Origin of the sequence: Nostoc sp. C052 (genome assembly GCF_013393905.1) — a bacterium.
Taxonomy (GTDB): domain Bacteria; phylum Cyanobacteriota; class Cyanobacteriia; order Cyanobacteriales; family Nostocaceae; genus Nostoc.
This window is the reverse complement of record NZ_CP040277.1, coordinates 108,117-122,228: the sequence shown is the minus strand read 5'-3', so window position 1 is coordinate 122,228 and position 14,112 is coordinate 108,117. Positions and strand designations below refer to the sequence as shown.

The 14,112-nt window shown below is 40.3% G+C and carries 13 protein-coding genes; 3 read left to right on the top strand and 10 right to left on the bottom strand.

Annotated features, from left to right (window positions below):
- Window positions 1-29: 29 nt before the first annotated feature.
- The gene (gene ssb, locus FD723_RS39325; protein ID WP_029631537.1) at window positions 30-413 is read right to left on the bottom strand and encodes a single-stranded DNA-binding protein; all 384 of its coding nucleotides are present in this window, start codon (window positions 411-413) and stop codon (window positions 30-32) included.
- Between the two features lie 237 nt (window positions 414-650).
- On the opposite strand from ssb, the gene FD723_RS39320 reads away from it, so the two are divergent.
- Both FD723_RS39320 and FD723_RS39315 read left to right on the top strand, forming a co-directional pair.
- A complete protein-coding gene (locus tag FD723_RS39320; RefSeq protein WP_179070558.1) occupies window positions 651-1,826 on the top strand; it encodes a hypothetical protein in 1,176 nt (391 codons plus the stop codon).
- 41 nt (window positions 1,827-1,867) lie between these two features.
- Complete coding sequence (locus tag FD723_RS39315; RefSeq protein ID WP_179070557.1) at window positions 1,868-2,566, top strand: hypothetical protein; 699 nt, start codon at window positions 1,868-1,870, stop codon at window positions 2,564-2,566.
- Here FD723_RS39315 and FD723_RS39310 read toward each other — a convergent pair whose 3' ends face one another.
- From FD723_RS39310 to FD723_RS39290, 5 genes are all read right to left on the bottom strand, one after another.
- Window positions 2,567-3,241, bottom strand: a complete 675-nt coding sequence (locus tag FD723_RS39310; protein WP_179070556.1) for a hypothetical protein — start codon at window positions 3,239-3,241, stop codon at window positions 2,567-2,569.
- Window positions 3,242-3,319: 78 nt separating this feature from the next.
- Window positions 3,320-4,195, bottom strand: coding sequence for an AAA family ATPase (locus tag FD723_RS39305; RefSeq protein WP_179070555.1), 876 nt, complete (start codon window positions 4,193-4,195; stop codon window positions 3,320-3,322).
- The gene (gene holA / locus FD723_RS39300; RefSeq protein WP_179070554.1) at window positions 4,192-5,151 is read right to left on the bottom strand and encodes a DNA polymerase III subunit delta; all 960 of its coding nucleotides are present in this window, start codon (window positions 5,149-5,151) and stop codon (window positions 4,192-4,194) included. Before holA ends, FD723_RS39305 begins: the two co-directional genes overlap by 4 nt.
- A 150-nt stretch (window positions 5,152-5,301) precedes the next feature.
- On the bottom strand, window positions 5,302-6,078 hold the full coding sequence (locus FD723_RS39295) for a hypothetical protein (protein ID WP_179070553.1): 777 nt from the start codon (window positions 6,076-6,078) through the stop codon (window positions 5,302-5,304).
- 292 nt (window positions 6,079-6,370) lie between these two features.
- The gene (locus tag FD723_RS39290) at window positions 6,371-8,188 is read right to left on the bottom strand and encodes a 3'-5' exonuclease (protein ID WP_179070552.1); all 1,818 of its coding nucleotides are present in this window, start codon (window positions 8,186-8,188) and stop codon (window positions 6,371-6,373) included.
- 214 nt (window positions 8,189-8,402) lie between these two features.
- Here FD723_RS39290 and FD723_RS39285 point away from each other — a divergent pair, with 214 nt between their 5' ends.
- The gene (locus FD723_RS39285) at window positions 8,403-9,227 is read left to right on the top strand and encodes a class I SAM-dependent methyltransferase (protein WP_179070551.1); all 825 of its coding nucleotides are present in this window, start codon (window positions 8,403-8,405) and stop codon (window positions 9,225-9,227) included.
- 320 nt (window positions 9,228-9,547) lie between these two features.
- On the opposite strand, the gene dnaX is transcribed toward FD723_RS39285, so the two are convergent.
- The 4 genes from dnaX to FD723_RS39265 all read right to left on the bottom strand — a co-directional run bounded on the left by dnaX (window position 9,548) and on the right by FD723_RS39265 (window position 13,905).
- Window positions 9,548-10,909, bottom strand: coding sequence for a DNA polymerase III subunit gamma/tau (gene dnaX / locus FD723_RS39280; protein WP_179070550.1), 1,362 nt, complete (start codon window positions 10,907-10,909; stop codon window positions 9,548-9,550).
- 66 nt (window positions 10,910-10,975) lie between these two features.
- Window positions 10,976-12,352: a DNA polymerase III subunit beta gene (gene dnaN / locus FD723_RS39275; protein WP_179070549.1), complete on the bottom strand. Its 1,377-nt coding sequence runs from the start codon at window positions 12,350-12,352 to the stop codon at window positions 10,976-10,978.
- A gap of 80 nt (window positions 12,353-12,432) precedes the next feature.
- Window positions 12,433-13,425: a DUF5895 domain-containing protein gene (locus tag FD723_RS39270; RefSeq protein ID WP_179070548.1), complete on the bottom strand. Its 993-nt coding sequence runs from the start codon at window positions 13,423-13,425 to the stop codon at window positions 12,433-12,435.
- A gap of 132 nt (window positions 13,426-13,557) precedes the next feature.
- On the bottom strand, window positions 13,558-13,905 hold the full coding sequence (locus FD723_RS39265) for a hypothetical protein (protein WP_179070547.1): 348 nt from the start codon (window positions 13,903-13,905) through the stop codon (window positions 13,558-13,560).
- Window positions 13,906-14,112: the final 207 nt, after the last annotated feature.

Here is a 14,112-nt window from a genome sequence, read left to right as displayed (position 1 = left end):
TTTATAGTGCATAGGCGATTTGTAATTTCCTAGAAATTTGCGTTAGCTACAGTCTGTGTTTCGTTTGGTGCAGAAGTGGATGTAGATTCTTCCTTACGGGGTGAACCTAACAATTCAATAGCGTTGATTGTAATTACGGGTTTTTGCCGCATAGTGCCAGAATTTTTATCTGCCCAACGATCAAATCCAAACTCGCCAGTAATTGCAATTTGGGTTCCTTTACGAACGTAATTTCCAATCACTTCTGCTTGATTTCCCCAGGCTACTAAATCAAACCAAAGGGCTTGTTCACTTCTGTAGGGTGGTCTTACTGCAATAGAGATTGAAGCCTTAACTGCGCCAGACTCGAAATATTTGAGTTCCGGTTCTTGTCCGCATCTGCCAACCAGCATGACTTTGTTGATATAGTTCATAACGCGAGGATTTATATATTTCTCTTATTGCTGCGTCAGCATTAGTTCTTTCAGGATTTATTATTTTGACGAGTTGTTTTATTTAAACCACATTCTTTTTTATTCATACTTATGAGTTATTTTTTGTCCTTGTTTATCGTAAGATTGTGGTTTTTACTAGGGAACGACAAGTTACCCTGTGCTATGGTGGTATCGCAATTAATGTGGTCTGTATCTAAAAATTATAAGTAATGACTTATGCTTGAATATCTTCTCCTGAAGCGAGTAAGTATTTGTAAGCTGATGCTTTTGGCTTTGATATGGATACAGTCCGATGAGGATAGCCAAAACCAGCTGACTTCTGACTACTCATCTTCTTTGCGGGTAGAAAATCTTACCTGGTTAGGAGAAACATCTGTTGGAGAAGATGTAGAGCATTTTTGTGATGTTTCAAATACAACTAGGATAGGCGTTTGGGGAGAAATCCTAGAACTAAAGTTAGTAGATTTAATTGCTGATTTACCGACTTGTTTGCACGATGCGTCATGGTTTGCTCTATTGGCAACTACCATGATGCTAGTGGATAAGGAACTAGACCGAGTATGCGTGCATCCACAAGATGAGTATTTTGCCCGGACTATTGCGCTTGAGAGTTTAGCAGATTTGGGTGATTCTTACTTAGCCAAAGGCCATCCTTATTTAGATTTTCCTCTATCGTTAGAAGACGCTAAATCATTACTGCCAGTTAAGAGAAAGCAAGAGCTAGAAATCGAGTTAGATAAATTTATTATTAATACTTACGAAGACGATTTTGATGATGAATCTCCAGATATTAATGAGTTTTCACCCATCTATTTACAAGAGATTTTAAAAGAGTTTTTTATTGAATCTGATTGGCAGGGTGATATCAATCAAGAGGCTGTCGCCCAACTCCAACAGAAGTACGGTTCGCAGTATTCAGAAGGTGCGTTTTCTGCTGAAACTGAGGGACACGAACGTTGGGGGAAAACGCTTGTTTTTCTCAAACAGTTTATAGGTCTGGATTCCAGTTTTATCGAAAGCCAGAGTGACTTATTCCTTGATGAATCTCAGGCGGCTGATTTACCTGATTACTTCTGTATCAAGTCTTATTTAGAACGTTGGCAAGACCGAAAAGTTGTTTTATCCCGGTTGGTTCATACTTTAGTTTACTTTCTGTTGGTAGGACAAAATTATCATCCCAGTCATCTGCAAGATTTGATGGCTATTCCAGCTTCTTCACGAGTTATATCCAGCCTCCAAGCTTGTTTGGGTGTAGCTGCTTACAGAAGTGGTTATTACATGGCTGCTTCAAATATTCCTGAATCAGAACTTGGGCGTAACTGGCTGCTAGAAAAAGCTTTCCCTAATCTGCTTGATTTTTATCAAACAGGTCGATTGAGTAGAAAGCAATAATTAATATTCTGTTTTTGGTTCATAAAGACAAGTTTTTATTTATGAAAAAATACTTATTTATAGGATTGTTACTCTTACTCATTGGATGTTCATCTCCAGAAAAAGAAGATAAAGTCTCGGCTGTAGAATCAAATTCTTCACCTACGCCATCATTATCCTCAGCTAATGTTAATAATGCTACGCCATCGCTAAATCCAGAAGCGTTGCCTGATTTATCAAATAAAGAGAAGCTTGGAGAAGTTAATGCAGAGAACGACTTAATTGACTTGTTCTATTTTGATGGTAATGGTGTGAAAGTCAGTTTAACTATAGCAGCTGATAAAGGTTGTTTTGTCTACGTGCGGCGCAGTACTCCAGACCGAGTTGGTGAAGTTGAAATTGAGTCACTACGGCGTGAGAAGTTAGGTCTGTGGCGTTCGTATAACACTCAGCGACTTCTAACTCAACCTGCTGGCAATAAACTAAAGATTTATTCATCAAGTGAAGAACTTTCTTCTACTTATGAAAATCCTGCTGTATCACAAGAAATACTTGTGGCAGTCAAGGAATTGAAAGAGCGTGAAAAATCGTTTAAATTACTTTTACGTCAGGACTTAAGAGCGAGTGATTCAGCAAGACGAATTTATGTCAATCAGTGTCAGAAATTAGGTAATTTTTATTATAAAGAAGAACTACCTCCTCTCACAGAAAAGGAGAGGAAGGACTTTGAAAAGAGTGTTGAAAAAAGGACTGAAAATTAGTTATGAGAACAGTGATAATTGCTCCATCTGAATATTACTTTCAGTTGTAGTTGCTTTAACAGGGTGTTTGTTCTTATTTGACGACCTTTTACCCCACCCTTCTTTCACCGCGTGTTTGACTATGCGGGAACGGATATCAGCAGCTAGGGTTTCATAATCAGAGCGGATTTTTTCATACTGAATTGGGGTTGTACCAATCTTCTCCCACAGTTTATCGTATTTGAAATTCTCAAAAGGTCTGTGCCTGACGAGGGCATCATAACTTGCCCAGAGGTAAACATCCGTCCATTCAGATGAAAGCGGCACTTCAAAAGCAATTGGCATCATAAGTGCAACAACTTCGCTGCTAGAGGCGAGTTTACCTACTTCTCCCTTGTCTATCTCTTCTAGCGCTGTATCTAATCTATCGACTGCGATCGCTTTTCCTACCCAGGACGGAATTGACTGTTGCCAGCCGTTCTGCTGAGTCACAATTGGCCCGACGATGTATTGAACAATTTCATGACTTGCTCCTGCTAGATCAAGTAGACTGGCTGTTACAACTTTGTTAATCCCTTGGCTGGTTAGTAACTGAAGTATCTTTCTAGTGCTAGGAGTGAGAATTTCGCTAGCTTTTTGGCTTTTGCTGTTACGGATGGTTTCTTCGACATCGAATAAGCTTTGCTGCTGGTTCATATTCCTTATGTGTAAATAAATACTGCCAGCTAGAAATACTTCTAACTGGCAGTGCTGTTTGATAATGGGTGTGTTGTGCTATGGCAGAAGTAGGTTATCCCAAACGCTTCTAGGAGTAACGTGATGCAGCAATTGCTTCCTTGCTTGAGTGAATTTAGCTAGCAATTGAGTACTTTTTAATTTCTGCCACCAGTTGTCTTGCAGGTAGGTAAGCAGCCATAATTGTGTCTCGTGATTCCAGCTTGAGATGGAGTTACTCAAACTGAGTGCGTTGAGGATATCGTCAGGAGGGACTTCCAGTTGACTTGTGATTTCTTTTGAGATGGAAGCTAACATTGTGATGTTGGCGATCGCTTGACCAGGACTGCCTGAACTGATAGCTAGTATTTTTTCTGTTACCTCGATTTGTTGGTCTTTCAGAACAGAGATAACCTCCTCATCAGTTAACCTTTGGAAAGGTATGATTTGACACCTACTCTTGATAGTGGGTAATAGCTTTTGAGGATACGACGAGATCAGGATAAATGTTCCAGTTTTCGGTTCTTCCAGCGTCTTGAGAAGTTTGTTGGCGGCGGTAGGGTTGAGCATATCTGCTTCGTGGATAATCACCACCTTTTGCTTGGCCTTGACTGCACTAGTTGATAAAAATTCAATTGCCTCGCGCACCTGTTCTACTCGAATAGCAGGTATACCTTTCTGCTGGGGTGTATTTTCGGGATGGGTTGGTTTGATTTGTAAGATGTCTAGATGTTTATTTTCTCCTGCGATCGCAGAGCGACTCTCTCTTGGGAGTATCGCATTTGCGATCGCCAGAGCGGTTTTTCCTTTCCCTACTCCCTCAACTTGACTGCTAAATAGGTATGCAGGAGCAATTTTATTCTGTTCGATTGCTTTAGTCAGGAGAAGTTTGGCGGTATGCTGTCCGGTGATTTCTGTAAATGGGTTGTTTTTCATATCGTAGAAATTTCAGCAATTCGACTGGTTAGGTTGTCAACTCCGCTTTTGAGTTCGGCTTCGAGTTGTACAAGTAAAGTAAGGCTGTGTTTAAGCTTTTGAACGCCTACAAACTTGACTTCATCTTTGAGGTAATACAATCTTTTGGGGTTTTTAAGTTCGGCTATTTCTGCAATCTTCGTATCAGATAATTTAGTTTCTACCCCAGCTTTGGTTATTAACCAAGTGCGGAAAATAGAGGTAAGTGTTGCTACTATTTTGAGCGGGTGTTCATTATTATCTAGTAGTTTAGATACCTGCACTATTGCTAAACTTTGATGGTTTCTTAACATAGCAATAGTAAGCTTTAGGTAGTCAGTATTCTGATTGCCAACGAGATATTTTACTTCCTCGACAGAGATTATTTGTTCGCTTGCATAAACAGCAAGTTTAGCGAATTCGCTATTGGCTCGTGCAGTGTTATTGCCAATTGCTTCAGCTAGGTAATCAGTGACATCTGGCCTGAGTTTAACTTGATGGATGGCTGCATAATTTCCTATCAACTTAACTATCCCCTTTTTATCCCAACTAGGGACGAGGGGAAACTCTTCTTGTTGGGCATATTTTAGGATCGTTTTTACTACTGTCCTGCGCGAATCTGGCTTTTTATTACCAGTAATTAGTAGAATGTTGCTTGAAGGTATTCGGGAAAGGTGATTTTCAAGTTCTTGGTTATTATCTTCATTAGATAAACTTCCAATTAGAGAGTCGCTATCTGTTTGAATAATTTTGTTACCTTCTCCAAAGGGCAAGGTCATAACCTCAGTAAAGACTTTGGCAGCAATATTTTTCTCATTTCCAGATAGCTTGACGTAATTGAAAGCTTTCCATTCCGCATGAACATTTTGATTCACTAAATAATCAATTCTTTGATTGAGTGAGTAGCTATCTTCGCCGTAGTATAGATATACAGTCATGATAGATTAGATAAACATTTATTTATCAGGCGTTAGTCGCAAGCGGTGGTTTAAAAAAATAAGAGTTAGTATTAACTCTTTCCATATCCTTAGTATTTGTTATATAGCCGCTAGCAAAATATAGCGATCAGCAAATACTTGCACTTAATTTTATACTTTCTGTACTGACTTCTGATTTGAGACTTTCTCAACAGAGTTCTCTACTGGTTGAGTACCCAAATATTTCCGCCAAGAATCTAATTGTTGGAGATATTCTATTACTCCACTAGAACCAGTTACCTCATATAGCGCAATAGCTGTTTCCCACTCCTTTAAGCTGGCTTTTTTCTTGGAAAGAATTTTGACTATAGCTCCTGGAAGTTTAATCTCTTTACCAGTCTCTAGATTTAGGTGAGATACGCTTTCTAGTAATAGTTCTTGTTCGGATAAAGGAACACCGCCATCTTCAATATTCATAGTATGAAGTTGGGCACTAATTCCTGATAGAGGAAGAGTATGCTGAATTAATTTTTTAACTTTCTTGGTTTTAGTATTCCTCCTTTTTGGTTTAACGATAACTGGGTTGTTTGGTTCTGTAACTTCGTAACACTGGGGAAGTTCTAGAGAGAGTTGGCCTGTTAAGTGCCATGATGCACTTCGTTTTTCTGGCGGGATGATCCGGTACGAGAACTCGGCTGTTTTTCTCGCATCGCCAAATTTCCTTAGTTTGACCCGCATCTTGTAGCTGATAATTCCTTGAATGTAGGTTTTTGGGTCTAATATTACTGGGTTTGTATTTTCCCACCACTCAATTTCAACTACGCGATCGCCATCTAATTCGTAGATAGTTCTAACTCTGGCATTAGGATGAGATGCAAGGAATGAGTTCACCCAAGCCCTTTGTTTTTTATTAAGCCTGGGCTTACGATATGAGGATTTATTTTTCATTTAGTTACCTTTGTAATTGAAGAATGATATCTCCATCAATCCATCAATAAATTAAATAAATTAATTAATCATTTTATCAATGAATTTATGACTGATACTCGGTTTGGTTTGCTAATCTGATTTTTTACGGCATATTTCCGGTTTATGTGAACGCATCAAAATCACTTTCTACAAAGCCTGATTTACTTGTAAATATTTTTCATGATTTACAAACTGTTGAGAATTCATGAATTGGAAAAAGACTTGATATTTATTATTTTCAGTGCTTAGGTTAAATATCAAGTTTATTCATCTAGAAAAGAGATAACTGACGTTTATTATTTTCTAGTATTTCAGGAGCGGCTATTTTGAGGATTTCTTCTCGCCTTTTTTCGATAATGTCAAGATAGTATTGACGTGAATAGCTCTCATTAGTGCTGGTATTAGTAATACCTCTGATTCCGTAATAGTAAATTACTACATCACCAGGCTTTCCTAATTTAAGAAGTTCTTTTTCCCCAACACGAATTTTGCGAGTAATGCAGAGTTTTTCTATCGGGTATTTTCCTGATAAAATCTGCGATTTTACTTCTCTGAAATATTCCTCTGCTGTGGATTCCTTTTGGATTAAGTAGGTTAGATATTCAACAGGGAATTCTTTCTCTAGCTTTGAGCGAGAACGGCTTCTCCAACTACCTTTGCGGATAATCCAGTTATCTTTCAGCCATAACAGATAGTTCTTAGTTCCCCTTTGCGGAATAAACATTGCATTGGCAATAAACTCTAATTTGACGGTTATTCCTTTGGGTAATTGAGACTGAAGTGTGGCATAGACTTTTTCTGGGTTGGGGTGAGTAAAGAACACCCCGTCAGTATCAACTTCTACAGGGGTTGCGCCAGCATGATTGATTACCTCAATCATGAATTGTAGGATGCGCCGACCGTAAGCTGTTACTAAGGCGGCTGCTTCCATATCGTTGAAGGCTAGTTCCGATGTTCCGAAGAACCCAAACTGAGAATTAGCTAAAACTTTGGTGGATTCTCTTTTTTCCTTGGCAACAATGTCTCCGGTGCTGGCAACTTGTTCCAACCTTGATTTCTCATTTACCAAATATTGCAAGATGCTCAAGCCGATTCGCTTTGTATCTTTACGAGAGACAATCCCTTTCGACAAGATGGTTTTGGGGTACATAGAACTGATATCGATGTATCCAACCTTTTTATATAGTCCTGGAATAGAGTAGGCTATCCCCCCTTGAAATTTATACTTACGGTCGGGTTTGGGTTTGTATCCTGGGTAGTGATGCGAGAATATTTGCTTCCATTTGGTGCCGTTACCAGCGAGAGCTAACTGCTGGAGGTTCATTCCCGGTACAACCAGTGCTTCATAGTGATATGAGGGCACAAGTCTGTTAGCTATGAGTTGCGTATCTTCCAAGTCGTAAATAAGGTAATGCTTGATTTTCTGCCATCCCCTACTACCAGAACCGGCTTTCCAGCAGGCGAGAATTTCTTCATAGGGGAGAACCAGTCGCGCTTGCTTACGCAATCCCATTTCCAGTACCACCTGTTTAAGCGATCGCCCGTTAGTAAGTTCCTTGGCGACAAAATCCCACCGGAGAACGCAGATAAAGATATCTACGTGCAGGCAGTTGCGGATGAATACCTCTCGAATTTCCAGTGGTTCGCCGCGTACTTGGGCAGTTCGGATAGTGCGCTTCTTAGATGCAATTCTAAATGGATGAGAAATGCCATGTAACTCGCAGCGGGTGATGAGAAATGGTAGGTCAAATTCTGTTCCATTGTAGGTGTAAATTACTTCTGGTTTGCTTGCTTCTAGGTGTTTGAAAAACTCCAGGAGGATTTTGCTTTCGGCTTGATCCATAAAGATGGCAATCTCCCCTATCTCCCTCATACAGCCAATTGCATAGATACGATTTTCTCTTGGGTTTATCCCTGCGGTCTCAATATCGACTACCAGAGTTTTGAGCGCCCCGTAGGTCGGAATATTTACTGTGGGATACCACTCAGATATTGGGGTAGTATCTGACCAGAATATGTCGAGTCTTTCCTCATCAACGATAATCTTATTACCAGATTTGCTAATAAAATCTCGGTGGTTGTAATTCATAATTTCCAAAATTAATTACTCTTTTTTGGCATGAATACTTGTGGTTTATCTGGTGGTTTTTTTGATGATAAAAATACCTCAAAAATTATGTCTAGATTATTAGGAAGTGCGAATATTGAAAGCGGCTGTGTATGTGGTTATTAATAAAAATTTTGACAGATCCCTTGCTGGTTCTAAAATGAAATTGGACTTCATCGCTGACACGCCCTAGCTTATGCAAGACTTTAGACAAGAAATAAATGCCAGAGCTTCTATGGATTTGGAACAGCGAAGGACTTGGTATTCTCCCGTTGCTGATATTTATTACAATGCAAGACCGCACTATCCAAAGGAACTAATTGATTGGTCTGTGGCTTTAGCCCAACTTGACTCAGATGCATCGATTCTTGAGGTTGGTTGTGGCCCAGGAAATGCGACGGTGGCTTTTGCTCAATTTGGTTTTTCAATGACGTGTATTGAGCCAAACCAGGATTTTTATCATTTGGCACAACACAACTGCGATCAATATCCAAAAGTTACAATTTGCAATACTTCATTTGAGGAGTGGGAACTAGAAGCAAAACAGTTCAATGCCGTTCTATCTGCCAATGCCTTTCATTGGATACCGGCAGAGATTAGATATACCAAGACAGCATCGGCAATGTGCGATAACGGTTTTCTTATTTTGCTATGGAATCTGACCCCAGAACCGAAATACGAAGTTTACCAAGTTCTAGAGGAAGTGTATCAAGCTTATGCGCCCTCTTTTGTTCGATATGAAGGTGCCCAGATTCAAGCGGAGATTTTGAGGGGGTTTGAACAAGAGATTTTAGACTCCAATTGTTTTCAAGAGTTGGTTGTCGAGCAAACTGCGTGTGAAGTCACCTATAGCATTGATGACTATCTCAAGCTTTTGAGTACCTTGCGGAGACTAGAGCCACAAGCCAAAGAGTTACTATTTGCAGGATTGCGTCAGAAGCTAGAAAAATTTGGAGATAGCGTACAACTTGAGTTTCTTTCTGCTGTTCATGTTGCCCGCAAAGCACCTGTGCGAGGTTAAGAGAATTGCACAAATGTCTGCTCGCTGCTGGTAATTCAAGTCCTGTACGAAGGCTAATTGCTTCAACTGGCATAATTTTAATCAGATACTTCCAGAATGCCAGTTGTTAAATTTTCTTGTGGTATTACTTGATATCTTAATTTTTTGCTTCTCAGTCAGGGCAGTCTTTATTAATATTGAGGCTTACTGCACAAGGTAGATATTGCTGTAGATGCAAGTGTATTATATTTAATGTAATTTTTGAATAAGGCTGAAAAAATCTTTCCCCAAAGTTTTTATTGGGGAAAGTAAGTGTTTTTACAAAGTGACGAACATTTGAATTAGGCAGTTTGTAATTGAGACTTCATCTGAAGCTCTTGTACCATTTGTACCCATGCAGGTGCTTTTTTACCTTTAATGGGAGTAAGATTGTTCCAGTGTCTTTCGAGTTCAGATTGGGATAAATGTGGGAGTTGTTCCTTACCCCAATTTATAGCATCTTGGATTGTTTTCCAATTAGTCCAAGGTTGTTTTTCTTCTTTGATATTGCTTAACTCAATGAGTGTCGCTTCCAACCAAAGTTTAGCTGCCTCCGAGTCACGCATTAACTGTTGTCTTGACATTAATAGGGCAATACTTGCCTGAATCTGGGTTAGTTCCCACATCTGAGAAATAGTAACGAGTTCCTGCCAAGTTTCTTCCTCCAGTTGAGTAATTTGTCTATTATCAGGGGCAGTTTTAGCCACTAGCAGGTCTTTGAGAAACCCAGTTAAACTTGAGTATATGACGAATGGGTTTTTCCCATACTCTATTAAGTCTTGGAGGATTTGTAAGTTAGCTGTTACCTCCCCTTTAGCAAGATTTTCGGTTAGGGTAAGTAGATCGTGTTCGGGAACGACACCTGATAATTCCCAAACCCAGTTTGGTGTGATTTCATCTACTCCCAGGTTGCTCAATTGATCGAGCAATACAAGACAGTTGCGAATAAAACCTCCACAAGACTTGACGATCGCCCAAATACCAGGTGCGTTAATGTTGATGTTTTCATTCTGGGCAACTTTTGATAAATACTGAACCAGTGTTTCTAGTCCTACTCTCCTAAAATCAAACTTTTGACAGCGCGAGATGATAGTTTCAGGAACCTTGTGTATTTCAGTTGTGCAGAAGATGAAAACTACATGACGGGGTGGATTTTCAATAGTCTTGAGAAACGCCTGCCACGATTGACTGCTTAGGGCATGACATTCATCAATAATGAAAATTTTGTACCTTCCCTCAACTGGTGCAAACTGGGTAGTGGAAATTAACTCGCGGATTGTTTCTACCCCGCTATTGCTGGCAGCATCTAACTCAGTTACATCTAGGGAAGAAGAGGCTGTAATTCCCTTGCATGAATTGCATTCTCCGCAGGGCTTGGTTGTTGGCTCCTGGGTTGACTGACAGTTGAGGGATTTAGCGATGATGCGGGCGGTGCTAGTCTTGCCTGTACCTTTGGGGCCATTAAATAGGTAGGCGGGTGCAATCTTCTGGAGTGCGATCGCCGTCCCTTGCGCGTCTCCTTTAGGAGAAGGCGGGCGTTTCGCGATCGTGGAGTGACTCCCTCCTGGGAGTATTGCATTTATGAGAGTGCGGACGATATGTTCCTGCCCCATAACTTCACTAAGGGTCTGGGGACGGTATTTGAGATGTAGTGGTTGGTACATAGTTTTGATGATAAACGAGTGTTTTATTTACTCCCTACCAGTGTGGTTGGTAGGAAGTTTGATTTTTTAGGCAGTCGCCGCTTCTTTTTTCGTTCGTGGCGATCGTGAGGTTGACTTATCTTTGGTAGTATCTTTCGCTACCACGCATGGCGTTTCTATTTGAGGAGTTTCACTATCGTCTGTTGCCTGTGCCACATTTGTTACTTCTTCAGGGCTAGGCTCAGTTTGAGTGCTAACTTCTGTTACTTCTTCAGTACTAGGCTCACTTTGAGTGCTGACTTTTGCCTTTGTACTTTGGCTATTTACCTTTCCAAACCCCTGCTTGATTTCTACAGGCATTACCAGATACAACTGATTGAGCAGCCCTCCCATCGGGCAGACAATGACTGGTTGCGTGGGTTTGTTGCACCGCACCACGATTTCATCAGTACTGATATGCTTTAATCCTTCGATCAGGTAGTCGATGTTTAATCCAATACTGATGTTTTCTGAATTACTAGTTACCGATTTCATCAGTACCGAGTCAACTGCATCCCCGATATCAGTAGCTTCGGTGTATAGTGTTGCCTGTGTAGCTTCCAATTCCCAGAGGATTTTGACAACCTTTTGCTTGCGTTCGGCTAGATAACTTACCCGCTTCAGCGCGCTCTCAAATCCCTTGCGCTCTAATGTAAATTCATACTCAAACGACCGAGGAATCAAGCTATTGATTTTGGGATATTCTCCCTCCAGAAGCCGGGAAATGAGCTTTGTATTAGGAAGGCTAAACTCGATAGTTTTATCTGATAGAAGAATATTGCACACGCTTGTATCGGCGCTTTGAGAGAGAATTTTGTTTAACTCGCCAAGTGACTTACCTGGAACAGTGAAGTTGATTGGGTCAGAATATTCGCTATCGAGTGTTCCTGTTACTAGCGCTAATTTGTGACTATTTGTACTAGCAGCTTGCCACTTGTTGGTATCAATTTTGAAGTTGACACCAGTTAAAACCAACTTTGTTTCGTCGCTGCTGGCGCAATAGAGCGTCCCTTCAAGTGCAGCTTGGAGTTTCTTGGCACTTAAGTTTATCTCCATCGGGTTTTCTCCCTTGGGAAGTGTTGGGAACTCGTCAGATTTTCCGCCAATTAGTCGGCACTTGCCGCTATTGTGAGTAATTATGCAGGCTTGATTTTCTACTTCTAGGGTAATTTCGCCTTTAACATTACTAACAGTATCAGTTAGTAGTTTGGCAGGAAGTGCTACCTGACCTGAAATTTCGACGTTAGCGGTGGTTGTAGTATGAATTGTGAGGTTAAGGTTTGTACCTGTTGCTGATATTATCCCGTCTTCGTCTGCAATCAGTAAGATATTTCCTAAAATTGGGTCAGTGGGTTTAGGACTGATTGCGAGATAAGCGGTTTCTAGAATTTCTGCGAGTTTAGATTGTTCAATGGTTAGTTTCATTTGTTGCTTGGTTTTTAGTGGATGATTTCTTAACGGGCGCTATTTCTAGCACCCTTTTTGCTTAGATGAGGTAGTTTGTTTTAGTAAGGCAGTTGTTCCATCTCAGTACTGTATGCTGTATAATCATGACCTGCTGTACTAGGAGGAAGTGCTGCTATTGGCATATCGGCTGCACCTATGAGGCGGTTATGTTCTGCTACAACGGTTGATGTTTTACCGATGCGGTGAGAGAATTCGGGATTTGCCTGCATCGTTGTTTGGATATCGATTTCTTTGGCCTCTGAGAAGAATTCGAGAAAATCGCTGCCATCGGGGTTTGGTGATTTGTAGGAAGTGACAACTGCTACCCAGGATTTATCTCTTTGGTTAACTGCTTCTTTCGGTTCAAGGGATGGTGTGAAGGTGGGTTGAAATGCACCAAGGCGATGAAACTCTGCACGTTTTTCAGCGACAGTTGTATCAGTAAATCGGGCGAATGCAACCTCTAGTTCGCGTTGGAACTGTTTGTAAGCCTCGCCAAATTTTGATGATGCAACGCCTTTGATTGACAAGACAATTGGTACTGAGTGCAGGTTGTTATTATTTTCATCGACAAGTTGCAACAAGTAGAATCGTCTCAATACTGCGGCATCTTTGCCAAGTGCTTGGTACATTTCGTACCCATCAGGTGATTCGTACACCCCCACAATTTTGCCGTCATCGCGCTGTTCAATATATCTGGGAGAAATATCAAGAATGTGCATTCTGGGCGATTGCAACAACACTCCCATTTCTGGCGTGCCACTGGAGAAGGTGTGCTTGTGTGTTGGTTCTTGTCCTTGCCAGTTAATTGCTGCTAAATACTTATCTTTTATAAACAACCCAACTTTTTCTGCTTCCATGTGGTTGATGACTTGGCAGATGCAGATATTGCTAATCGGCGCATTGTACTCAGGATTTGCAAATTTAGAAATAGCTGATTTACGCTTTTGTATGTTTGCCCCATTCTGAACGGTTTGTTGAGGGGGTTCTGACTCGGACGCTGCGCTTTCTTCAATAGCAGAATTAGTAGGCTTTGTTTGATTTCTTGCCATAATTTTAATTAATTGAAATCAATCTTTAATGCGTCAAGCAAAAAGCCGTTGTAAAAAATAAAAGTCGTCTGTTATAAATGACGACTTGAAAGATTTATTAATTTTTCGCTATTTGGATATAGTTTTCATCATTTAAACTTTAGAATCTTTAATCGAGAAAACCTCGTAATCGCTTGTGGAGGTAAACCCTCTCGCAGTGCTGTTCTCAATGCACTCTTTCTTTAATTCGGTAAAGTTGTTCATGTAAGTGTCTTCCTGAATAATTCCAGTTTTGGTATTTAAAAGTGTCTGATAGATTTGCTGAAGATTGATGATGATTTGTCTAAGAACAGATGTATTTTCATCTGTGAAAGTCAGTGACACAGATGTTGTGCTTGAATTGTGAATTGCAACTGTTTGTTCTTCAGGTGCGCCATAAGTTGTTATGTGACTATCTTTACCAGGAATAAATCTGTAGGAAGCAATAGTTTCAATTGCCATATTTATCTCCTTGTTCGTTGGGGTTTAATTTCAAGCATTTTATTAGTAAGTTTGGTGACATTACTGACTTTCCAACCAGCAAGCTTGCACTTAGTAACTGCTAGTTCTAATTCTTGCTGTGTAAGGATTTTGTATCTCGCATATTTTCCGAATTTAGGGAAAATGTACGTGACATATCTAGTTTCATCAATTTGGCAGTACGCCATA

What these genes read in the sequence shown, in the direction of transcription:
- FD723_RS39270 (WP_179070548.1), bottom strand. Translation starts at nt 13,425, where the DNA reads ATGGCAAGAAATCAAACAAAGCCTACTAATTCTGCTATTGAAGAAAGC.
- FD723_RS39285 (WP_179070551.1), top strand. Translation starts at nt 8,403, where the DNA reads ATGCAAGACTTTAGACAAGAAATAAATGCCAGAGCTTCTATGGATTTG.
- FD723_RS39290 (WP_179070552.1), bottom strand. Translation starts at nt 8,188, where the DNA reads ATGAATTACAACCACCGAGATTTTATTAGCAAATCTGGTAATAAGATT.
- FD723_RS39295 (WP_179070553.1), bottom strand. Translation starts at nt 6,078, where the DNA reads ATGAAAAATAAATCCTCATATCGTAAGCCCAGGCTTAATAAAAAACAA.
- FD723_RS39315 (WP_179070557.1), top strand. Translation starts at nt 1,868, where the DNA reads ATGAAAAAATACTTATTTATAGGATTGTTACTCTTACTCATTGGATGT.
- dnaX (WP_179070550.1), bottom strand. Translation starts at nt 10,909, where the DNA reads ATGTACCAACCACTACATCTCAAATACCGTCCCCAGACCCTTAGTGAA.
- FD723_RS39305 (WP_179070555.1), bottom strand. Translation starts at nt 4,195, where the DNA reads ATGAAAAACAACCCATTTACAGAAATCACCGGACAGCATACCGCCAAA.
- FD723_RS39320 (WP_179070558.1), top strand. Translation starts at nt 651, where the DNA reads ATGCTTGAATATCTTCTCCTGAAGCGAGTAAGTATTTGTAAGCTGATG.
- holA (WP_179070554.1), bottom strand. Translation starts at nt 5,151, where the DNA reads ATGACTGTATATCTATACTACGGCGAAGATAGCTACTCACTCAATCAA.
- FD723_RS39310 (WP_179070556.1), bottom strand. Translation starts at nt 3,241, where the DNA reads ATGAACCAGCAGCAAAGCTTATTCGATGTCGAAGAAACCATCCGTAAC.
- FD723_RS39265 (WP_179070547.1), bottom strand. Translation starts at nt 13,905, where the DNA reads ATGGCAATTGAAACTATTGCTTCCTACAGATTTATTCCTGGTAAAGAT.
- ssb (WP_029631537.1), bottom strand. Translation starts at nt 413, where the DNA reads ATGAACTATATCAACAAAGTCATGCTGGTTGGCAGATGCGGACAAGAA.
- dnaN (WP_179070549.1), bottom strand. Translation starts at nt 12,352, where the DNA reads ATGAAACTAACCATTGAACAATCTAAACTCGCAGAAATTCTAGAAACC.